This window comes from Pedobacter sp. Bi126 (genome assembly GCF_918698245.1).
Taxonomy (GTDB): Bacteria; Bacteroidota; Bacteroidia; order Sphingobacteriales; family Sphingobacteriaceae; genus Pedobacter.
The window spans coordinates 669429-690392 of sequence record NZ_CAKKMS010000004.1 but is presented as its reverse complement, the minus strand read 5'-3'; the positions used below and the strand labels follow the sequence as shown (position 1 = coordinate 690392).

General features: G+C 37.6%; 20 protein-coding genes. 11 read left to right on the top strand and 9 right to left on the bottom strand.

Going from position 1 to position 20964, the window contains the following annotated elements:
* Positions 1-223 precede the first annotated feature (223 nt).
* Positions 224-652, bottom strand: a complete 429-nt coding sequence (locus LQ201_RS17805; protein ID WP_230144739.1) for a hypothetical protein — start codon at positions 650-652, stop codon at positions 224-226.
* A gap of 199 nt (positions 653-851) precedes the next feature.
* Between LQ201_RS17805 and LQ201_RS17800 the strand changes: the two genes are divergently transcribed.
* The 10 genes from LQ201_RS17800 to LQ201_RS17755 all read left to right on the top strand — a co-directional run bounded on the left by LQ201_RS17800 (position 852) and on the right by LQ201_RS17755 (position 11245).
* Positions 852-1730, top strand: coding sequence for an ABC transporter permease (locus LQ201_RS17800; RefSeq protein ID WP_029275800.1), 879 nt, complete (start codon positions 852-854; stop codon positions 1728-1730).
* Positions 1730-1957 carry a DUF3098 domain-containing protein gene (locus LQ201_RS17795; protein ID WP_029275801.1) on the top strand — a complete coding sequence of 76 codons (228 nt, stop codon included), beginning with the start codon at positions 1730-1732 and terminating at the stop codon, positions 1955-1957. The genes LQ201_RS17800 and LQ201_RS17795 overlap by 1 nt, the downstream gene beginning before the upstream one ends.
* 80 nt (positions 1958-2037) lie before the next feature.
* Entirely contained in the window at positions 2038-2832 is a 795-nt protein-coding gene (locus LQ201_RS17790; RefSeq protein ID WP_230144738.1) for an undecaprenyl-diphosphate phosphatase, read from the top strand.
* A 298-nt stretch (positions 2833-3130) separates the two neighbouring features.
* Positions 3131-3862, top strand: coding sequence for a tRNA pseudouridine(55) synthase TruB (truB, locus tag LQ201_RS17785; protein ID WP_230144737.1), 732 nt, complete (start codon positions 3131-3133; stop codon positions 3860-3862).
* Positions 3859-4719, top strand: a complete 861-nt coding sequence (locus LQ201_RS17780; RefSeq protein WP_230144736.1) for a YitT family protein — start codon at positions 3859-3861, stop codon at positions 4717-4719. Before truB ends, LQ201_RS17780 begins: the two co-directional genes overlap by 4 nt.
* A gap of 131 nt (positions 4720-4850) precedes the next feature.
* Positions 4851-5843 (top strand): bifunctional riboflavin kinase/FAD synthetase, encoded by a 993-nt coding sequence (locus LQ201_RS17775; RefSeq protein ID WP_230144735.1) that lies wholly within the window; start codon positions 4851-4853, stop codon positions 5841-5843.
* A gap of 511 nt (positions 5844-6354) precedes the next feature.
* On the top strand, positions 6355-8568 hold the full coding sequence (locus LQ201_RS17770) for a cation:proton antiporter (RefSeq protein ID WP_230144734.1): 2214 nt from the start codon (positions 6355-6357) through the stop codon (positions 8566-8568).
* A gap of 103 nt (positions 8569-8671) precedes the next feature.
* Entirely contained in the window at positions 8672-9706 is a 1035-nt protein-coding gene (locus LQ201_RS17765; protein WP_230144733.1) for a DUF2157 domain-containing protein, read from the top strand.
* Between the two features lie 49 nt (positions 9707-9755).
* A complete protein-coding gene (locus LQ201_RS17760; RefSeq protein WP_230144732.1) occupies positions 9756-10817 on the top strand; it encodes a YhcG family protein in 1062 nt (353 codons plus the stop codon).
* Positions 10818-10822: 5 nt separating this feature from the next.
* Complete coding sequence (locus tag LQ201_RS17755; protein WP_230144731.1) at positions 10823-11245, top strand: secondary thiamine-phosphate synthase enzyme YjbQ; 423 nt, start codon at positions 10823-10825, stop codon at positions 11243-11245.
* Between the two features lie 6 nt (positions 11246-11251).
* Here LQ201_RS17755 and LQ201_RS17750 read toward each other — a convergent pair whose 3' ends face one another.
* The 5 genes from LQ201_RS17750 to LQ201_RS17730 all read right to left on the bottom strand — a co-directional run bounded on the left by LQ201_RS17750 (position 11252) and on the right by LQ201_RS17730 (position 15067).
* Positions 11252-12220, bottom strand: coding sequence for a YihY/virulence factor BrkB family protein (locus LQ201_RS17750; protein WP_230144730.1), 969 nt, complete (start codon positions 12218-12220; stop codon positions 11252-11254).
* Positions 12221-12380: 160 nt separating this feature from the next.
* Entirely contained in the window at positions 12381-13700 is a 1320-nt protein-coding gene (locus LQ201_RS17745) for a DUF3887 domain-containing protein (protein ID WP_230144729.1), read from the bottom strand.
* Positions 13701-13856: 156 nt separating this feature from the next.
* A complete protein-coding gene (locus LQ201_RS17740) occupies positions 13857-14234 on the bottom strand; it encodes a DoxX family protein (protein ID WP_230144728.1) in 378 nt (125 codons plus the stop codon).
* 2 nt (positions 14235-14236) lie between these two features.
* A complete protein-coding gene (locus tag LQ201_RS17735) occupies positions 14237-14650 on the bottom strand; it encodes a VOC family protein (RefSeq protein WP_230144727.1) in 414 nt (137 codons plus the stop codon).
* A 6-nt stretch (positions 14651-14656) separates the two neighbouring features.
* The gene (locus LQ201_RS17730) at positions 14657-15067 is read right to left on the bottom strand and encodes a transcriptional regulator (protein WP_230144726.1); all 411 of its coding nucleotides are present in this window, start codon (positions 15065-15067) and stop codon (positions 14657-14659) included.
* 144 nt (positions 15068-15211) lie between these two features.
* Between LQ201_RS17730 and LQ201_RS17725 the strand changes: the two genes are divergently transcribed.
* A complete protein-coding gene (locus LQ201_RS17725; RefSeq protein ID WP_230144725.1) occupies positions 15212-16198 on the top strand; it encodes a GlxA family transcriptional regulator in 987 nt (328 codons plus the stop codon).
* A 515-nt stretch (positions 16199-16713) separates the two neighbouring features.
* On the opposite strand, the gene LQ201_RS17720 is transcribed toward LQ201_RS17725, so the two are convergent.
* The 3 genes from LQ201_RS17720 to LQ201_RS17710 all read right to left on the bottom strand — a co-directional run bounded on the left by LQ201_RS17720 (position 16714) and on the right by LQ201_RS17710 (position 20953).
* A complete protein-coding gene (locus tag LQ201_RS17720; protein ID WP_230144724.1) occupies positions 16714-17103 on the bottom strand; it encodes a hypothetical protein in 390 nt (129 codons plus the stop codon).
* A gap of 243 nt (positions 17104-17346) precedes the next feature.
* Positions 17347-18036 carry a ribose-5-phosphate isomerase RpiA gene (gene rpiA, locus LQ201_RS17715; RefSeq protein ID WP_230144723.1) on the bottom strand — a complete coding sequence of 230 codons (690 nt, stop codon included), beginning with the start codon at positions 18034-18036 and terminating at the stop codon, positions 17347-17349.
* 955 nt (positions 18037-18991) lie between these two features.
* Positions 18992-20953, bottom strand: coding sequence for a hypothetical protein (locus LQ201_RS17710; protein WP_230144722.1), 1962 nt, complete (start codon positions 20951-20953; stop codon positions 18992-18994).
* Positions 20954-20964 lie beyond the last annotated feature (11 nt).

The following is a 20964-nucleotide window of genomic DNA, read 5'->3' as shown; positions in this document are numbered from 1 at the left end:
CGGAAATTAAGGGGCTTAAAAAAGCAGATTCATGATAATATTTTGCCAGCAGAAATGCAGAATTAGAAGAGGTTAAGGGTAAAACCTCGATGCCTTTGTGTAGTCAGATGTTATCATCTGACTATCGATTACTTAAATAAGGGAATATCTGGTGCCACTACAAAAAAATGCGCCATTGATGTTAAAAACCAATGGCGCAGCAAATAATCGGGGAATTAAGATCTTATCTTGATAAAGAATATACTTTAGTAACGTTTGTTTTATCAATTTTAGCAGTAAACTCTAATTTGTTTGCAGTAATACTGTTTACTTTACAATAGTTCAGCCCATCATTAATATCCATACTGAACTGATCAGAATAAATGATTACATAAGTTCCGATTGTTCTGTTACCTGATAAACTCAGCTCTACCTGATCATCGTTATTTGATTTGTAGTCAACATAATCACTTGTTGTACCATAGGTAACAGTTCCATTAATCTTTTTTGGATCTTTCAATGTTTCTTCAGCAGTATAACCGGAAGTTACAATTTTATTTAACGTCCATCGGCCTAACATCTGGGCTTTTAATGAAGTATCATCTTTTTTGCAAGAAATAATTGTTGAGGCGATAAGTAAGAATAGGCTTAGAAGAGTAACTTGTCTTTTCATAGTTAAATTTAGTTTTAAGATATCCATAATTAACGCCGTTTCAACAAATTTCGTACCGCGTTTTCACAAAAAGTAAATTTAATTAAAGAATTAATGCTCAAACTAAAAGCAAAAGCTTTGCGTTAATATTCATTTAGCAATCATTAATTGGTGTTTATCAGGTATAATTTATATTTTCGCAGAAACAAAAATGAAATACATGGAAGAATTCGAAGTAAGTGATGCATCTAAGAAAACCAAAACCGTTTATATCTCTACTATAATCAGTATTGCTTTGGTTTTATTAATGCTGGGGCTGCTTGGTTTGGTACTTGTACATGCCAAAAATCTGTCTAACTACGTTAAAGAAAACATCGTTTTAAACATTATTGTTGATGAAGGCGCAAAAGAAGCCGATGTTTTGGCCTTTCAGAAAGAATTAAATGCAAATCCTGCGGTAAAGCAAACTCAATATGTAAATAAAGAGCTTGCCGCAAGAAATTTAACGCAGGATTTAGGTGAGGATTTTGTTAACTTTTTAGGTTACAACCCACTAACATCTACTTTCGATGTGTATTTAAAAGCAGAATATGCGAACAATAAAAGCATTGATGCCTTAAAAGCCAGTATTTCTAAAAATCCTGTTGTTAAAGAAGTGGTTTACCAAAGCTCTTTAATTGATATGGTTAACAAAAATATCAGCACCATTGGCTTAATTATTTTAGCCTTTGCTGCACTCCTATTAATCATATCTATCGCACTGATTAACAACACAATAAGACTAGCAATCTACTCACAACGCTTTTTAATTAAAAGTATGCAGCTGGTTGGTGCAACGAAAAACTTTATTCGACGTCCTTTCTTATTATACGCTGCATTACACGGCTTAATTGCTGCATTTATTGCCATCATAATTTTATTGGCAACTTTAATTTACGCCCGCAAAGAGGTACCTGAGATTATTATTTTAAATAACTACCAGGAATTTGGCTTCGTATTTATAGGCCTTTTAATTGTGGGTATTTTTATAACAGGCATTAGTACTTGGTTTGCAGTAAGCAGATATTTACGTTTAAAATCTTATCATCTTTATAGATAATGGCAGAAAAAAAAACAGGTCCGGTTGTAAAGGACGTTAAAAGCGAATTGGTGTTTACCAAAAAAAACTATCAGTTATTGTTAATCAGCATTGCAATTGTAGCAGTTGGTTTTATATTAATGATGGGTACTACTGGCGATATTTATGATTTCAGAAGAACTTTATTGGCTCCGATAGTGGTGCTGGCGGGTTTTGCTTTTGGCATTTATGCTATCCTAAAAAAATAATTTTATCCTAAAGGATTATACTTGAAAACGCTTAATTTATTGATTAAGCGTTTTCTTTATTTCTTATCTTTTCAAAACATATGAACTCTTTTGAAGCCATTGTCCTTGCTATTGTTGAAGGATTAACTGAATTTTTGCCTGTATCGAGTACCGGACACATGATTATTGCATCATCGTTTATGGGCATTGCATCAGAACCATTTGTAAAACTTTTTACCATTGTGATACAATTGGGTGCAATACTTTCTGTTGTTGTACTCTATTTCAAAAGATTTTTCAAATCGATAAATTTCTACATTAAATTACTGGTTGCATTTATCCCAGCTGCCATATTTGGTCTGCTATTGAGCAAAAAAATCGACGAATTATTAGAAAGCCCAATGGCTGTTGGTATTTCGCTGTTAGTTGGCGGTGTGATCTTATTATTTGTAGACAAGTGGTTTAATAAACCAACTATTAATGAAGAGGAGGAAGTAACTTATTTAACAGCGCTGAAAATAGGTTTCTTTCAGTGTATTGCCATGCTACCAGGTGTATCGCGCTCAGGAGCCACTATTGTTGGCGGTATGAGTCAGAAATTAAGCAGAAAAGTTGCTGCAGAATTTTCATTCTTTTTAGCTGTACCTACCATGTTTGCTGCAACAGCAAAAAAACTTTACGATTTTTATAAAGAAGGGCACACCATTACCCACGAGCAGACTAATCTTTTAATTATTGGTAATCTTTTTGCTTTTATAGTGGCACTTTTGGCGATAAAAAGTTTTATCGGATACTTAAACAAACACGGTTTCAAGGTTTTTGGATGGTATAGAATTGCTGCTGGTTTAATCATTATCATCTTATTGCTGAGCGGGCACAACTTACAGATTATATAATTCAGAATATTAACCACAGATTTACACAGAAACACGGATGATTGTTATCTGTGTGCATCCTTTTCAGGGAAATCGCTTTTAAAACATGTGCAAAAATTAATTAGCCACGGAAACACAGAAATCACGGAATAGAATTAAAGTTTTTCCGTGTTTTTCGTGCTTCCGTGACAAACATAATGCAGGCATGCGAAGAAGGAGGAAAAATTACCAGAACAAAGTTAAAAACGATTTCCCTGGCATCCTTTTCATCTGTGTTAAAAAACGACATTGAATCCGTATCTTTGCGCAAAAAAGATTTGTGATTACCGAAAATTCAAAATTTAAAGACTTCAATTTTGCAGAAGGCGAATTGCTCTTAATTAACAAACCATACAAATGGACTTCGTTTGATGTAGTAGGCAAAATCCGTAATTCTTTAAAACCGCTAAAGCTAAAGGTTGGTCATGCCGGCACTTTAGACCCCCTTGCTACAGGCTTGCTAATCATCTGTACAGGCAAACTAACTAAGCAGATAGACACTTTCCAGGCAGAAGAGAAAGAATATACAGGCACCATGATTTTAGGTGCTACTACCCCATCATTCGATATGGAGACTGAAGTAGATCAAACTTTCGACATCAGTAACATCACCGAAGAAGATATATACGCTGCCTGTACACCATTTATTGGCGATATAGAACAATATCCACCAGCACACTCTGCTGTTAAGGTAAATGGAGAGCGTTTATACGTAAAAGCAAGGCTGGGTGAAGAGGTTGAGCTACGTAAACGTTTTGTAAGCGTTCCAGCGTTTGAAATCACGCGGATCGAACTGCCAGAGATCGATTTTAGAATTGTATGCAGTAAAGGCACTTACATCCGTTCATTAATATCCGATTTTGGTAAAACTTTAAACAGTGGTGCTTATCTTTCCAAACTTACCCGTACCCGGAGCGGAAACTTTTTGCTTAAAGATGCGTTTGAAGTATTAGAACTTGTTAATTATATTCGTAGCAAGAAAGAAGAAGCTAAAACTGCAGCAGAGGCATGAACCGCATCAAAAACAGAAACATCAGGTTTATAAAAGAAATTCTTTTAATTATTGCAGGTGTAACTTCGGCATGTTTTGGCTTAAAAAGCTTTTTAATGCCCAGTCATTTTATTGATGGTGGTGTAACGGGTATTTCTCTTTTGCTAAGCACCTTAACAGACTGGAATTTATCGTACCTTATTGTAATTATCAACATTCCCTTTGTAATTTTAGGTTATAGGCAGATTGGTAAAGGCTTTGCCCTTAAAACCGCTATTGCCATTGCTGCGCTCTCGTTGGCCTTAATTTTTCTTCCCTTTCAGCCCATTACCCACGATAAATTGCTCATCGCATTTTTCGGCGGGTTATTTTTAGGCGGTGGGATTGGATTGGCCATGCGCGGTGGCTGTGTTATCGACGGGACAGAGGTTTTGGCACTTTACATCAGTAAAAACAGCATTTTAACCGTTGGAAATATCATCCTGATTTTAAATATTATTATTTTTGCCTTCGCAGCTTATTTCCTAAACATCAATACTGCGTTGTATGCTATTTTAACCTACTTATCAGCATCAAGCACAATCGATTTCATTGTAAACGGTATAGAACAATACACTGGTGTAACCATTATCTCAGAGCACCAGGACGACATAAAAGGGTTCATCATTAACGATATGAAACGCGGGGTGACCGTTTATAAAGGCGAAGGTGGTTACGGAGAAAAGAAAGATATCGATATTATTTTTACCGTGGTTACCAAACTAGAAATGAGCAAATTACAAACCGCAATACGACAGATCGATCCGGATGCCTTTGTAATACAACAACAAATTGCCGATTTAAAAGGTGGGGTAGTGAAACGCCATGCTTTACATTAATAACAATAAATTTGGGCATGTCCCTAAGCTACGCAAAGGGTCGGGCTGTACGCTAAATCCCCGATAGAAAATCGGGGGATACCGCTTCCATCCCTCATGCAAAACCCAGATCAATAAAATAGATTTTACCATTGAAAATATATCATAACCTTTCCGATTTTAAAAAATTAGATAACGCCATTGTAACCATTGGCACTTTTGATGGCGTGCATTTCGGACACCAGAAAATCATTAAACAACTGGTAGAAAAGGCAAAAGCCGATAACGGAGAAAGCGTAATATTAACTTTTTTCCCCCACCCCAGAATGATTATAGATCCTGAAAACCAGGAGCTAAAAATGATCAATACCATTAATGAAAAAGCCGAAATTTTAAAAGGTTTAGGTGTAGATCATTTAATCATCACACCATTTACCAGAGATTTCTCTAATCAGCTGCCTGAAGATTATATAAAAAACACCTTAGTGAATAATATTGGCACTAAGCATATCATTATTGGTTACGACCACCGCTTTGGGAAAGACCGTTCTGGAAATTTAAGCGATTTAAAGGCCGCAGGTTTACATTATGGCTTTAGTGTTGAAGAAATTATGGAGCAGGATATTCATGATGTTGCAGTAAGTTCTACCAAAATCCGACAGGCACTCTTAGCGGGCGATGTAAGCTTGGCCAACGATTATCTGGGTTATCCGTTTTCTATTTTTGGAAGGGTAATTAAAGGCGATAAAATCGGAAGAACAATAGGTTTCCCAACAGCTAATATCTTTATAGAAGAAACTTATAAACTCATTCCGGGCGATGGCATTTATGCGGTTACCGTAGAAATGGACTCCGAAGTCCGAAGTCCGGAGTCCGGAATCCTAAACCCTCTACCCTCAACCTTAAACCCTCAACCATACAAGGGGATGGCCTACATCGGGCAACGCCCAACCATTAACGGAATGACCAGAAACATTGAAGTAAATATTTTCGATTTCAACCAGGAAATTTATGGGCAGGATATTAAGATGAACTTTTTGAAATTCCTTCGTCATGATGTAAAATTTACCGGATTAGAAGCTTTAACTGTTCAGTTACAAAAAGATAAGGAGGCTACTTTAGCTTATTTTGAATTTTTAAGTTAACAGATTTAAATCCAATTTTCCTTTCAAAAAAGCCTCATTTTCGTTATATTAGCGGCAATGAGGCTTTTTTACATCATCTTTTTCCTGTCTATCTCCATTAATTTTGCGGCCTTCGCATCGCTGGAAAAAAGAAATGATGTACCATTAAAAAACACCAGAATAAGTTTCATTTCATGCAAAAAAAATATCAAATCCAATTCCGATTTCAATCAGGATAGTGAAAGTTTGCAAAAAGATTTCATTAACAGTTCAATTATAAAAATATCATCCAGTGCGTTTGTACTGATCACTTTTTTGCTGTTCCATTTTTTCAAGAACAAAACCATCAATATAAAAGTTGTAATCAAGAGATTAAAATATAATTATTGGTGCCTGTTTAAGATGCTCTACCCAAAACATGTTTTTTGGTAAGTAATTTCATTTTTAACCACAAATGTGGAGTTTTCAATAAAATGCCGAGTAACAACACTTGGAAATAAATTATTTAATCATCAATACCCATTTTTTATAGATGCATTTACCTGACTTAATTGCCGATTTGGGATTAATCCTTGCTGCTGCAGGGATAACCACCCTCATATTTAAACGAATTAAACAACCGCTGGTTTTAGGTTATATACTGGCCGGCCTCTTGGTTGGCTCACATTTAGATTTTTTCCCTTCAGTTACCGATACAAAAAGCATCAATATTTGGGGCGAAATAGGCGTAATCTTCCTTTTATTCAGTTTAGGTTTAGAATTCAGTTTTAAAAAACTGGTTAAAGTTGGCGGTTCTGCTTCCATCACGGCGATCGTGAAAGTGCTTTTTATCATTCTGGCGGGCTACTTGGTCGGTAAAGCAATGGGCTGGAAAGACATGGATAGTTTATTTCTGGGGGGAATTTTGTCCATCTCATCAACAATGATTACCATTAAGGCTTTCGAAGAACTTGGTTTAAAACATAAAAAGTTTGCTGGCCTGGTTTTTGGTGTTTTAATTGTTGAAGATCTGGTGGCTATCTTGTTACTGGTATTATTCTCTACCCTGGCGGTTAGTCAGCAATCGGCAGGTACAGAAATGCTGTATTCCATTTTAAAACTGGCTTTTTTCCTGGTACTTTGGTTCTTGGGCGGAATATTCCTGGTTCCTTCGTTTCTTAAAGCAACCAAGAAATTAATGAACGACGAAACCATGTTGGTGGTATCTTTAGCGTTATGTTTGGTAATGGTATTACTGGCCGATAAGGTGGGCTTCTCTCCTGCCTTGGGTGCATTTATTATGGGATCCATTTTGGCAGAAACCACACAGGCAGAAAGAATCGAACATTTAACCAAATCGGTAAAGGATTTATTCGCAGCGGTATTTTTTGTTTCGGTTGGTATGCTGATTGATCCTGCTATGCTGGTTAAGTACGCTGTACCGATTATCGTTGCTACATTAGTGATTATTTTAGGGAAAATTATATTTACCATTTTGGGTGCGTTATTATCTGGTCAGCCGTTAAAAACTTCTGTACAATCGGGCATGAGTTTGGCGCAGATTGGTGAGTTTTCATTCATCATTGCCTCATTAGGCTTAACCCTTAAAGTAACAAGCGATTTCCTTTATCCTATTGCAGTAGCGGCAGCAGCGATCACTACATTTACTACGCCATATCTGATTAAACTATCTGAACCTTTTTACCGGTACTTGAACCGTGTTTTACCTAAAAAATGGTTAGATGGGATCGAAAGATACAGCTCCAGTACAGAAGGAATTACAACATTAAGCGATTGGAAGGTTTTATTGAGGTCTTATATTTTTAATACCATTATTCACTCCGTAATTATCATTGCGATCATCTTTTTAGCCTACAGGTACGTTCAGCCTTTTATTGTGAGCAATATTGCCAATAGTTTAACTTCTATTATTATCAGCGTAGTGGTTTCCTTCATTTTAATGTCGCCTTTTTTATGGGCATTATCTATCCGAAGAATCCAGCGAACAGCCTATTCCCACCTTTGGCTAAACAAAAAATATACCCGGGGCCCGTTAATCGCAATCGAGTTTTTCAGAATTGCCTTAGGCATTTTCTTTGTAGGTTTTTTAATGTATGAGTTTTTTGATACCTGGATTGCCGCTGTGATCGCATTAGCCCTGATTATCTTAGGTATGATCATCTTCTCCAGGAAACTACAGTCTTTTTACGATAAACTGGAAAGACGTTTCATGTTGAATTTAAATGCACGTGAGCATCAAAAACCTAATATTTTACCCTGGGATACCCACTTAACTGAACTCACTGTTTCCCCTGAATCGGAAGTAGTTGGAAAAACACTTACCGAATTAATGATCAGGGAAAAATATGGCGTTAACATTGCTTTAATAGAACGTGGAAGAAATAACATTCCAACACCGGGAAGAGATGAGCGGCTTTATCCAAACGATAAACTGCTATTAATTGGTGCTGATGATCAATTGGCTGCTGTTAAAGTACTTTTAGAAGTTGATGCGCCAGAAACAGCTGAAGAAAGTAATTTTCCGAATAAAGAAATGACCTTGCAAAAGGTGGTTGTGCATGCCGAATCGCCGGTTTATGGGTTAAGTATTAGAAATGCAGGTATCCGCGAAAAAGCACAGGCATTAATTGTCGGCATAGAAAGAGGTACTGATCGGATATTGAATCCTTCCTCAGACTTTGTATTCGATAACGGCGATGTAATTTGGATTGTTGGGAACAATAAGAAAATAAAAGAGGTTATTTAGTTAGTCCGAAGTCCTTAGTCAGCAGTCTTTAGTCGATATAGACTGCTGACTCGGGACTTTTGACTAAGGGCTAAAAAAGCTATCTTCGTATATAACCTAACCTATGAAAGTCGATAGAGAAAAGAGTGAGTTTCTTGATGATATGATTGAGCAATGGCAAAGTGACGGCTTAATTAATAACGAAACCGGCGATAAACTCCGTAAAAGTTATGAAGCCAAAAACTTCGATTGGTTACGCCTGGCACAGTATGCTTTTTGGGTAGCCCTGGCTTGCGGTTTTATTGCACTTGGATCGCTCCTCATTGATAATTCGATCTTAAACTATTTAAAACGGGTTTACAATACACCAAACATCGTAATTGCTATTGTTTCTGGCGGATTGGCAGCATGGCTTTATATCTTAGGTTTTAAGCGAAAAAAGAAACTGGCCCATTTAAAGTTTAGTAATGAAGCTATCGTTTTTTCTGCAATTTTACTCACGGCAAATGCCATTGCTTATTTTGGAAAGGCGCTAGACAATGGATCTGGCAACTTCTCCATCCTGATTTTAGTATCCGTTTTCATTTATGGTGCTTTAGGTTATATCTTCAATTCGCGTTTGATCTGGATTTTTGCTTTGATATCTCTAGGTGCTTGGTTTGGTACTGAAACAGGTTATTTGAGCCGTTGGAATTATTACTTTCTTGGTATGAATTACCCTTTACGCTTTGTGGTTTTTGGCGCTGCATTAACCGCAGCATCGTTTATTATGAAAGCTTTCCCCAAAACACACAACTTCTTTCAGGTTACTTATATTGCCGGAATGGTTTATTTGTTTGTTTCGCTTTGGGCCCTATCCGTATTTGGCAATTTTGCCAGTTTAGAAGAATGGTATAAGGTTAGGCAGTTAAGCTTATTTTATTGGGCATTAATTTCAGGCGCCATTTGTGTAGCGAGTACTTTATTTGGTTTAAAATACCGTGATGACATTGCCCGCGAATTTGGTATTACTTTTCTCTTTATTAACCTCTACACACGCTATTTTGAATACTTCTGGGACAGTTGGCATAAAGCTTTATTCTTTTCGGTACTGGCGGCCTCTTTTTGGCTGATTGGCAGAAAAGCAGAAAAGATATGGAATGTAGAGTTTTTGAAGTAAGGAAGATTATAAGCTCGCATTTAGGCATCGATTTTTAAAGGTTTTTAAAATGAAAATAAACAACCAAAATCTATACAGTAGGGTTGTTGAACTGCTAGTCCAGTCTCGACAAAAGGTATCGCAAACCATTAATAATATAATGGCTATGACCTACTACGAAATCGGTAAGATGATTGTTGAAGAGGAACAGGACGGCAAAGAAAAAGCCGAATATGGCAAACAAATTTTGAGTGAGCTTTCAGAAAAGCTAATTTCAGAGTTTGGCAAGGGCTTTTCTGAAACAAATTTAAAACAAATGAGGTATTTTTACCTTACATATTCAATTCGTCAGACAGTGTCTGACGAATTCGAAAACAATGAAATTTCCAAAACAGCGTCTCCTAAAACTTCAAATTCAATTCAGCAGACACTGTCTGCGCAATTCAAACTTACATGGTCTCACTACCTTAAGTTAATGAGAATAACCGATATAAACGAACGTAATTTTTACGAAATAGAAGCAATAAAAAATAATTGGAGTCTACGCGAGCTGCAGCGTCAATATGATTCAGCATTATATACACGTTTAGCAATAAGCAAAAACAAGGAAGAGATACGATCACTTGGCCAGAAAGGACAAATAATCGAAAAAAATAAGGATTTAATAAAAGACCCCTACGTACTAGAATTCCTAGGCCTACCAGAACAAAGTTTTTATTCAGAAAGCGAGTTAGAGCAAAAATTAATTGATAAACTCGAACATTTCTTATTAGAATTAGGCAATGGCTTTACCTTTGTAGCGCGTCAAAAAAGAATAACTTTCGAAGAAAAACATTTCAAAATAGATTTAGTCTTTTATAACCGTATTTTAAAGTGTTTTGTACTTATCGATTTAAAAATCGGAGAACTAAAACATCAAGACATAGGCCAGATGCAGATGTATGTGAACTACTTTGATAGAGAAGTAAGACTTGAGGATGAAAACAAAACCATCGGTATTATCCTTTGTCAGGATAAAAGTGAATCTGTGGTAAGATATACGCTTCCGGAAAACAATGAACAAATTTTCGCAAGTAAGTATTTAACGGTTTTACCTAGCGAAAAGGATTTCATTAGAATTATTGAGAATTAATTCAAATGAAAATATACCAACAAGCCTTAGCACTGAGAGAACGTAGAAGGGGTTTCCATATCATTACTGATGAGGTTGAGGATGCCCTGCCCCAAATTGACGAAATTAACATTGGCATTTGCCAGGTTTTTATACAGCATACTTCTGCTTCGCTCACCATCAACGAGAATGCAGATCCTACGGTTCGGGTTGATTTTGAAATGTTCTTCAATAAAACTGTAAAAGAAAATGATCCCGATTATAAGCACGACTATGAAGGATCGGACGACATGCCTGCGCATTTAAAGTCAGCACTTTTAGGTAGTTCTGTTACCATTCCGATTAGAAACGGCAGATTGGCGCTTGGTACCTGGCAGGGCATTTATCTTTGCGAACACCGCAACCATGGCGGCCAAAGAAGATTAATCATTACAGCCTGGGGTGAATAAATAATTTTAAGCTTTCTTAACCTCTTTTTTAATTTCGGGATGATTATCCTGAATGGATTTACTCCCCGTTTCTATCTCAATTTCTTTTGTGGTAACCGCATAATGAGAAGGGTAAATTTCAGATCCAAAAGCAACCGCATAAGCCTTGGTAAATTCGGCACCAAAATATAAAATAATAGAAGAATAATAAGTCCATAAAAGCACAACTACCAACGATCCTGTTGCACCATAAGTACTACCAACATTGCTTTGCCCTATATAAAGTGAAATGGCAAATTTACCGATCATAAATAGCAAAGCGGTAACTACTGCACCAGCAATTACATCACGCCATTTTATAATTGCATCAGGTAATACCTTAAATATTACGCCAAATATTAATGAAATAACAGCCAAGGTTACAATTTGATTAAGAACGTAAAATACAATAACAGATATTTCGGCAAAGCGGGCCTGCAAGCGATCACTAAAGGCATCGAGTACAGATGTAACCGCTAACGAAACCAACAGTACAAAACCCAGGCTAATAATTACCGAAAAGGACAAGAACCGGTTCTGGAGCATTTTTACCCATCCTCTTTTCGGCTTCGGTTTTAAACCCCAAATGGTATTAATAGAATCCTGGATATCGCCAAAAACGGTAGTTGCCCCAATTAATAGGGTTATGATACCGATAATTAAAGCGATGGTACTTTTTCCATCCAGATAAGCATTCTTGATTAACTGCTGCAAGGAAACAGCCGATTCTCTACCTAGAAAGCCTTCAAGCTGGGCATAAACCTGTCCTTCGGCTATTTCTCTCCCTAAAAATATACCACACAAAGAAATAATTACCACGAGCAACGGCGCCATAGAAAACACCGTATAATAGGCTAATGAGCCGCTAAGTTTCGTTACTTTATGATCATTAAAACCTGTAAACGATGCTTTTAAAATGCCCCATATTCCTTTTAAAGTGATTTTATGCTTTGCCATAACAAACGATTTAAGATGAGATGCTCTAAACTTAAACCACTCATATTTTGAATTGTTTGTTAATTAATGAGGCGAATACAGGATGTAAAGAAACTAAATGCACAAAAAAAGCTCCGAATTTTGGTCGGAGCTTTTTCTGTATCGATTAGATCATTTTATATTATTTGGCCTTAATCCATGAAGCAATATCGTTAACTAAAGTTTCTGACACACTTACCGCTGCTTGATACTGGGCCATTGTACCCTTTTCGGTTTGAGCACTTAACAGGTGGTTTAAGTCTGGGTAAAATTTAAGAACCACATTTTTCTTTTTACTTAAGGCAGTATTCCATAAATCAAAATCTACTTTACCCACCTGAAAATCATTACCGCCCTGCAATACGTATATTTTAGGTTTCGAAAGGCTTTTTGCTACAGCAACCTGATTGTAGGTATTTAAATCTGTCCAATATTTTGCAGGCAGTCCTAAAATTAAAGAATCAGGTTTTATGGTAGTTCCCAACTGCGAAATTCTGCTTTTATCAATTTCAACATAAGCATCTGCCAGTTGTTTTTTAAAGGCAGCTGTTGTATCGTTAGCCTGATCGAACATATACTTATTCTGATCAACAATAATATCTGTTAATTTTCTTGCAGGTGCTGCTGCCAAAATAATCCCTGCTAAATCAGGTGTAATAGTAGCCATTTTAGGTGCCAGCATTCCGCCCAAACTGTGGCCGAATACATAAACAGCTTTAGGATTAGCGCCAACAACAGTTTTTGCGAGTGCAATAGCTGCAGTTGCATCATCCAGCACTTCTTCTTTTACTGTAAATGCTTTATTAAATTCATTCGGATAGATTAAGGTCCGTTTTACGTAACGAACAGAAGCAATACCTTTGGTTGCTAAACCGCCAGCTAAATCTTTAAAGGGTTTATTCCCACCAACTGATTCATCCATATCTGCCGGACCAGAACCATGCACAAAGACCACTATAGGGAAATTTTTAGCATTTTTTGGCGTGGTGATAATGGCTGCCAACTGTTTTCCTGCCGGCCCAATGTAAACCGACTTTTCTTTGTATAAACTGGTATCAACATAAGTTGGTTTTAAATAAGCGGCTGCTTTTCGAGAAGGCGCGAGGAAGATTCCGACGATTTTCTGTAGTTTATTAAAACCTAAGATAAAGTTCTGATCACCGTTGGCAAATTTGCCTTCTACTGTTACTGCAAAAAACTCGCCCTGAGCTTTACTTTGAACGGCATCTAACGATTCTGCCTTTCCATATTTTGTTCCAATATCTCCCCAAAGTTTCTTTAAACTCTCTTCTGTTAATTTCGTTTTTAAAGTATCATCAAAGAAAGCGTGGGCATCTTTAAATTTCTCTTCCTGCAACAGTTTAAAAAAGTCGTTTGCACCGTTGAACAGCTGGATCACATTTTGAGAAAATGCTGTACTTGTAAATAATAAAGCAATTATAAATAAAAGGCTTTTTTTCATCCGTGTTTTGTTTTAATGGTAATGAGATTCAATGATTAATCCTTTTCTGGATTTAAAAAATCATGATGGTTCATGTATTGTGTTTGGTTGTTTACAATACCCAAAGTTAACAATATTTGGTTCTGAAAAGCCGCAACCTAAACTAGCCGTTTAGTTTTAACTAATTTTAACATTTGATGCCAGTTTCTTCCACAAAATGTATGGGATAAACATAATTACCAGGGCAATAAGTGGAGGGATTAAAAGCGACATGCCATCGCCAACAAATGCCCTGGAGGCAAAGGCGCCAATAAAATTAATCGCAAAACCTGCATAGGCCCATTCTTTAATGGTTGTAAATTTGTTTTGCAAGATGGACACCGCCCCAAGCAGTTTTGCGATACCAACAATGATGAGCAGATACATCGGATAACCGAGGTGTTTAAATACTTCTTTGCCTGCTTCCTGTTGAGTAATTCCGCCAACGCCATCCATAATCATCATTAATGCAAAAATAATGGTGGTAATCCAGTACCACGTTTTTAACTTCTTCATATTTATCTGTTTTTATCGTAATTTATTAACCAATTATTCCCAAAGCGATCTGTTAAATCGCCAAAAAGTGCTCCCCAAAATGTTTCCTGTAGCGGATGGGATGCCTTCCCCCCTGCTGAAAGTTTACGGTAAAAAGCATGGGCCTCTTCTTCCGAATTACAATTCAGCATCATAGAAATCGAATTTCCCTTAATTAACCCGCGTTCTTCTACCATATCTGTTGCCATAATCACCAAATCATCTTTAGCCAAAACAGCATGCATAATACTCCGCTTCATAATATTGGGCATTTTATCAACAATAACCGATTCTCCAATGGTTTCGAAGGTCAATTCTCCTCCCAAACAACCCTGATAGAATGTCATTGCCTCGCGGCAGTTGCCGTTAAAAGTGAGATAGGAATTTATACTTGCCAATTGATTTTATTTTTTGATGCCTACCATTAAGCGCACATCTGTTTCGTTAATATACATTTCAAGGCAATAGCCGTTTGGATCAATGTTGGATTGATTGAGCAGTTTTTCGAAGGTCTTTCCAATCTGGCTAACATCTTTCATAAAATCGGGAACCAGTTCACTAATAAATATTCCTTTCTTTATGGTAAAGGCCTCAATCCCAAATTTCTCAGCTTCGCCATCTGTTATTTCTTCAACGGCAGCCTTATAAATAATCTCCCGTTTTTCGTTAGGCCTGCTTATTCCAAAACACCTGCGTTGCTTATCAAGTGGAAACAGGGCATGAAGTTTTTCGTGCGCCGCTAAAACGCCGTTTGGGAAAGATTCGGCAGTAATGCACATTACCTTAATATCCTCATTTAAAATATACTCTTCCATTGTCATTATCGGCATTACCGCTTTAAAGATTCAATTGTAAACGATTAACAACACAAACATACGGGCAGAAATTAACAAGCTAAATATGTAGAAACGACAATTGCGGGGGTTGTTTACGACAATTAGCCTCGTTATATTTGGATTATGAAACATGTATCTATCTTAATTCCAGAGACTGCCGTGATTGAAGCCATTGCAGATCCCCGCTATCTATTTACCGCTGTTAACGAATTTTTACAGGCGTCGGGCAAGCTCCCACTTTTTAAAGTTGAGCTCGTAGGGATGACGAAAGAGGTGAGGTTGAACAATAGCCTTTTTTCTGTTCATGCCGATAAACTGCTGCACGAGGTTGATCACACCGATCTGATCTTTGTACCGGCCATCAGTGGCAATATTGGTTATGCGATGGAGTCGAATCAAGATCTATTGCCGTGGATTGTAAAACATCATGCAAAAGGTGCAGAAGTGGCTTCGCTCTGTATGGGTGCTTTTTTACTGGCCGCAACCGGTTTGTTAAATGGCAGAAAATGTTCTACGCATTGGCTGTTTGCCAACCAGTTTAGAGAGATGTTTCCCGAAGTAGAGTTGGTTGATGGGAGTATTATTACCGATGCGCAGGGTTTATACTCCAGCGGTGGTGCAAACTCTTACTGGAACTTACTTTTATACCTGGTTGAAAAACATACAGATAGAGATACCGCCATTTTAGCGGCAAAATACTTTGCTATTGATATCGATCGCGAAAGTCAGCTGGCTTTTATGATGTTTCAAGGACAGAAGGGGCATGAAGATGCAAAAATCAAAAAGGCACAGGAATTTATTGATGGCAATTACCAGGATCGGATTACGGTCGATCAACTGGCCGATATGCTGGCGTTGGGTAGAAGAAGTTTTGAGCGGAGATTTAAAAGTGCGACCAAAAACACAGTAATCGAATACATTCAAAGGGTTAAAATTGAGGCTGCCAAGCGGAGTTTCGAATCGAGCAGAAAAAACATAACTGAGGTAATGTTTGATGTAGGTTATACAGACACAAAATCGTTTAGAGATGTTTTCAAAAAAATTACCGGTTTAACACCGATTGAGTACCGGAACAAATACCATAAAGCCGTACCTGTTTTGCAGGTTTAACTCATTTATGGAAAAAAAATAAAAAAAATTAAGCTGCACACAATATATTCTATTTACAGCGTTTATGTATGTGAGAGCGTTAATTTAGATGACGGGGATACTGCCTAAGGGTGGAATCCCCGTTTCTTTTTTGTTTGTCATCCTGAGGGATAATTTATTGTATAAAATCAATACGAATTACAGGAGATTCTTTTCCCAGTAATAGGATGCGAGGAATCGTCATTGCGAGAAGGCTTTTTCAGCCGACGACGCAATCTTACAACGATCGCTATTAGCATGCGCTTTAAGATTCCCGCCTACGCGGGAATGACGATCATTATATTGGAGTCTATCGATAGTAACGTAGTCGAAGGATCTCTTGAACAGATTTCTCCGTTCCGCTTCACTTCAGTCGAAATGACGGTAAAGTTGCGAAATAACCTATCATGCATTTTAGACACATTTATTTCAAATAAAAAAAAGGGGGCATTGTTAAAAAATGTCCCTTTTTAAGATATATGATGGAGTTAAGAATTTTAGCTTTCTTTATCAGTAAAATCAACGGGTTTCTTTTCAAAATACTGATCGAAGTTTTGCACCTTTTTAGGTTTTAGAATTACATATATTCCTAATCCGATTAGTATTAAAGCCGTACTGATTCTTGACAGGTCGAAATCAAAAATGGTTATTGCTTTAAGGGTAAATAAACCACCTATAATTGTTAAGGCTAACCAGCTGCTGCCCTGGAAGTTTTTGCGGTAACCCATCCATAAACCTACGCCTAACATGATGGTATGCCATTTCAATATCCAGTATGGAACATCTATACCAGAATTTCTTAACAAGAACACCGAACCGATTGCTATGATTAAAACACCTAAACCAAATTGTTTATCTGCGTGATTTTTTTTGATTAAATTTTCCATGACTGTTTGTTTTTATAATTCAAATGTATCACGAATACCAATGCCGGGGAATGGCTTTTCCCTCAGTTGTGATGTTTTATCGGTGAGTGAAATAAAACTGTCGGTAAAAAAATTGTAAGACTTTAGGGAAGGAACGATTTATCGGTGAAAATGTTATTAGTCCGAAGTCAGTAGTCCTGAGTCAGAAGTCGATTAATCGATGTAAACAATAAACCAATGGCTAATGAACCAGTGAACCAACTATCATTCGAAAATGATTATATCCGTTCCTTCGCTCATAATTACTTTTGAAGTAATGTTAATGAATAATCCATGAGCCAATAATCCGTTAATCTGGTTCAGGTTAGCAGATAATTTTGCAGGATCATCAATGAGGCCAAAATCGGCGTCGATAATCAGGTTACCATTATCGGTTATAAATGTTTTGTTAGCTACAGATCTCAATATACCCTTTCCACCAAGCTTATTAATCTGATCGGACACATATTGATAGGCCAATGGAATTACTTCGATAGGAACAGTGAAAGCACCCAATTTTTTAACCTTTTTTGAAGCATCGGTAATGATAATGGCATTTTTACTCAGTGAAGCAATTATCTTCTCTCTAAACAATGCCCCGCCTCCACCTTTAATCAGGTCGAGTGATTCTGTAAATTCGTCGGCTCCATCGATACTGATATCAATTTTGCTTAAACGCCCAAGATCAAGAATTTCGATGCCCAGAGATTTCGCGAGTTCTTCTGTTCGGATGGAACTTGCAGCAGCCTTTATCTTAAGCCCTTCTTTTACACGTTTACCTAATTCTTTAATGGCAAAGGTTGTGGTAGATCCCGTACCCAGGCCTACGATATCACCATCTTTAACAAATTTTACTGCAGCCAGGGCAGCCGCTAATTTCTCTGCATCTTGTTGAGTTTTATCTATAGTAGCCATAACGTAAAAATAGATTTAAATGATAAACATCGCAAAAACGAAAAAAAATTTACTACTGATGCAATAAATCGTTTTTATAGCGTTTATGTATATGAGAGCGTTAATTTAGATGATGGGGATTCTGCAATAGTGGAATCCCCATTTCTTTTTTCCATGAATTATGTCATCCTGTCCAAAGGACTCCTACGGAGAGGTTAGTCGAAGGATCTTTTCATTTAATAGACCCCTAAAATAAATTACCTTTGGTGAGCTCGCTTAAGGCTCGGTTTACTGCGTAGCTTTCCGTTTTGCTACAGTTCAGAGGGACGGGCTAACTTGTAGATTTCTCCTCCGAAGGAGTCCCTTTGGAACATTCCGTTGCACTCCAGTCGAAATGACGATATTGTAATCTGTACTGAACTCCCCGCACATATCAAGGCAGAAAAATTTTACGCACAATACATTAAATCTTATTTACAGCGTTTATATATCTGAGAGCGTTAATTTAGATGATGGGGATTCTGCAATAGTGGAATCCCCATTTCTTTATTCCATGAATTATGTCATCCTGAGGAATAATTTATTTTATAAAAATCAATAAATGACAGAGTGCTAGGTGCCGCGAGGAATCGTCATTGCGAGGAGGCCTTTTCAGCCGACAAAGCAATCTTACAACTATCGCTAGTAGCGAGCGCTTTAAGATTGCTTCGTGCCTCGCAATGACGACCATTCTATTGGAGGGCTTGTCAGTGGTAGCGTAGTCGAAATGATGATGACTCACAACGACTCAACTACCTCACACATATCAAGGCAGAAAAATTTTACGCACAATACAATAAATCTTATTTACAGCGTTAATGTAGATGAGAGCGTTAATTTAGATGATGGGGATTCTGCAATAGTGGAATCCCCATTTCTTTTATAACAAAAAAACGGCTGGTATTTCTACCAACCGTTCCCTAACAATTAAACTCACTTATTTATTTAAAGAATTTATCCAGCCTGCAATTTTTAAAGCTTCTGCTTTCGTTACTTGCGGCATTGGAGGCATTTCTGTTGAGTAACCCGGCCAATTTTGTGGCTGTGGGTTGTGGATCAACTGAAATATTTTCTCTGCTGAATACTTACGTTTTGCAATTTCTACGAATGGCGGGCCAATCTGTCTTTTGGTTTGATTGTGGCAGGCCAGACAAGTATTTTTTGTTAATAAACCCTCAACTTCTTTAAAAGTAGGTGCTTTAGCCGTAGCAGCAGGTTTAGCCGGAGTAGCTGTTCCTTTTGCTTCAGGTGCTTTCCCGGTTGTTGCCTTTGGAGCAGTTGTTTTCTTAGCAGGAGCATTTACCGGTGCCGCAGAGTTTTTGGTACTTACTTCACTGGTAGAAAGTTTATTTCCATCAGGAATCTGGTTCAAGGTATAATAAGCTACCGGATGAACTAATGAATAAAAACCATCTTGAGATCTTAAACCATCTAATGTTAAGGTATGGATATAATACTGGCGAAGGTTTTGTACAATAATTCTGGCTTTTAAACCATCTGCCGAAACTTTAACACCAGAGATTTTTAATTTCTCTGTATTTACAGGAGGTGAACCATACACAGGGTGATATTTGTAAATAAAGCTTTCTGCATCATATGAAGCTAAATCTTCGGCCGATTTACGATCAACAGGCATGGTAAACTCCACTTCAAAACCATCGGGCATTGCCCTAACGGCTTTCATTTCAAAAGGGGTTTTATTATTGTATACCAGTCTTTCTAAACCTTCGTTAGCATCACCTGCCGATCCCCAACCACGGTTGGTTTCTCCAACAAACAATGAACCATCAGTTCCCCATTCTAACCTCAATACGCCTGAACGGAAACCTTTACGGAAAAGGAAGGCAGCACCTTGTTCCTCGCCTTTCACCGTTTCCATAAAAATCCTCGAAATGATACTCATTCCCTGATCGCCGACTAAAATCTGACCAGCAAACGGGCCGAATGTATTTGCTGGAATTTTAACAGGTTCTGCAGAAGAGATCCCCAAAATACCATAAGGCAACCAAACCGATGGCAAACGTAATTCAGGGAATACTTTCTTCATTTCGAATAAGGTTTTGAATGTTTCGTTTACCCTATTTTCTGGTTTAATGTATCTTCCTTGTTCGTTTTTGGTTCTACGCTCGTCTATTTGCGAGTAAAAGAAATCTGACTGCAGTTTAACTGGAGAGTTAGGTAAGTTGGTCCATCTTAAACTGGCTGGATGCCCCATAAAATCACCTTTATTTACTTTCCATAAACCACCTGAACCTACCCAGTCGCCCTGGTTTTCGGTATAATAAAACTGGCCATCAATAGTGCCAATCCCCGCTGGCGAACGGAAACCCGCAGCATAAGGACTCATTTTACCATCTTCTGTAATGTTCATGGCCCAACCACGCATCGGCACACGGCTTTCTGCTCTCCACCATTCTTCATCGCCAAAGGCCACGTTTCCGGTAACCATAAAAGTACCATCAGGCATTAACTTCGGCCCAAAACTATATTCATGGTAGTGCCCACTTAATGGCCACGCATAAATGGTTTCGTACACATCGGCTTTGCCATCCTGATCTTTATCAACCAGTTTGGTCAACTCGCCACGCTGTGCCACATATAATGCACCATTTTTATAGGCGATGCCCAAAATTTCGTGCAAACCATAAGCAAACCTGCGCCAGTAAGGCTTGGCACTTGTAGGGTTTTCTACAATGTACACTTCTCCTCTACGGGTAGAAATACCTAAATCGCCATTTGGCAAAGTAATCAGACCCCCAACTTCTAAAATGGGGCCTTCGGGTACGCGTACTTTATTAATTCTGAAAAAATCTTCTTCTTTCGGTGTTTCTTGTGCAAAAACTGTAGTAAAGCTAAAACTTAATGCCAGTATTGCTAATTTTTTAAATGTATTTCTCATTGTCATTCCAA

Coding starts and splice junctions, on each gene's coding strand:
- LQ201_RS17805 (WP_230144739.1), bottom strand. CDS start 652: ATGAAAAGACAAGTTACTCTTCTAAGCCTATTCTTACTTATCGCCTCA.
- LQ201_RS17800 (WP_029275800.1), top strand. CDS start 852: ATGGAAGAATTCGAAGTAAGTGATGCATCTAAGAAAACCAAAACCGTT.
- LQ201_RS17795 (WP_029275801.1), top strand. CDS start 1,730: ATGGCAGAAAAAAAAACAGGTCCGGTTGTAAAGGACGTTAAAAGCGAA.
- LQ201_RS17790 (WP_230144738.1), top strand. CDS start 2,038: ATGAACTCTTTTGAAGCCATTGTCCTTGCTATTGTTGAAGGATTAACT.
- LQ201_RS17780 (WP_230144736.1), top strand. CDS start 3,859: ATGAACCGCATCAAAAACAGAAACATCAGGTTTATAAAAGAAATTCTT.
- LQ201_RS17770 (WP_230144734.1), top strand. CDS start 6,355: ATGCATTTACCTGACTTAATTGCCGATTTGGGATTAATCCTTGCTGCT.
- LQ201_RS17765 (WP_230144733.1), top strand. CDS start 8,672: ATGAAAGTCGATAGAGAAAAGAGTGAGTTTCTTGATGATATGATTGAG.
- LQ201_RS17760 (WP_230144732.1), top strand. CDS start 9,756: ATGAAAATAAACAACCAAAATCTATACAGTAGGGTTGTTGAACTGCTA.
- LQ201_RS17755 (WP_230144731.1), top strand. CDS start 10,823: ATGAAAATATACCAACAAGCCTTAGCACTGAGAGAACGTAGAAGGGGT.
- LQ201_RS17750 (WP_230144730.1), bottom strand. CDS start 12,220: ATGGCAAAGCATAAAATCACTTTAAAAGGAATATGGGGCATTTTAAAA.
- LQ201_RS17745 (WP_230144729.1), bottom strand. CDS start 13,700: ATGAAAAAAAGCCTTTTATTTATAATTGCTTTATTATTTACAAGTACA.
- LQ201_RS17740 (WP_230144728.1), bottom strand. CDS start 14,234: ATGAAGAAGTTAAAAACGTGGTACTGGATTACCACCATTATTTTTGCA.
- LQ201_RS17730 (WP_230144726.1), bottom strand. CDS start 15,067: ATGGAAGAGTATATTTTAAATGAGGATATTAAGGTAATGTGCATTACT.
- LQ201_RS17725 (WP_230144725.1), top strand. CDS start 15,212: ATGAAACATGTATCTATCTTAATTCCAGAGACTGCCGTGATTGAAGCC.
- LQ201_RS17720 (WP_230144724.1), bottom strand. CDS start 17,103: ATGGAAAATTTAATCAAAAAAAATCACGCAGATAAACAATTTGGTTTA.
- rpiA (WP_230144723.1), bottom strand. CDS start 18,036: ATGGCTACTATAGATAAAACTCAACAAGATGCAGAGAAATTAGCGGCT.
- LQ201_RS17710 (WP_230144722.1), bottom strand. CDS start 20,953: ATGAGAAATACATTTAAAAAATTAGCAATACTGGCATTAAGTTTTAGC.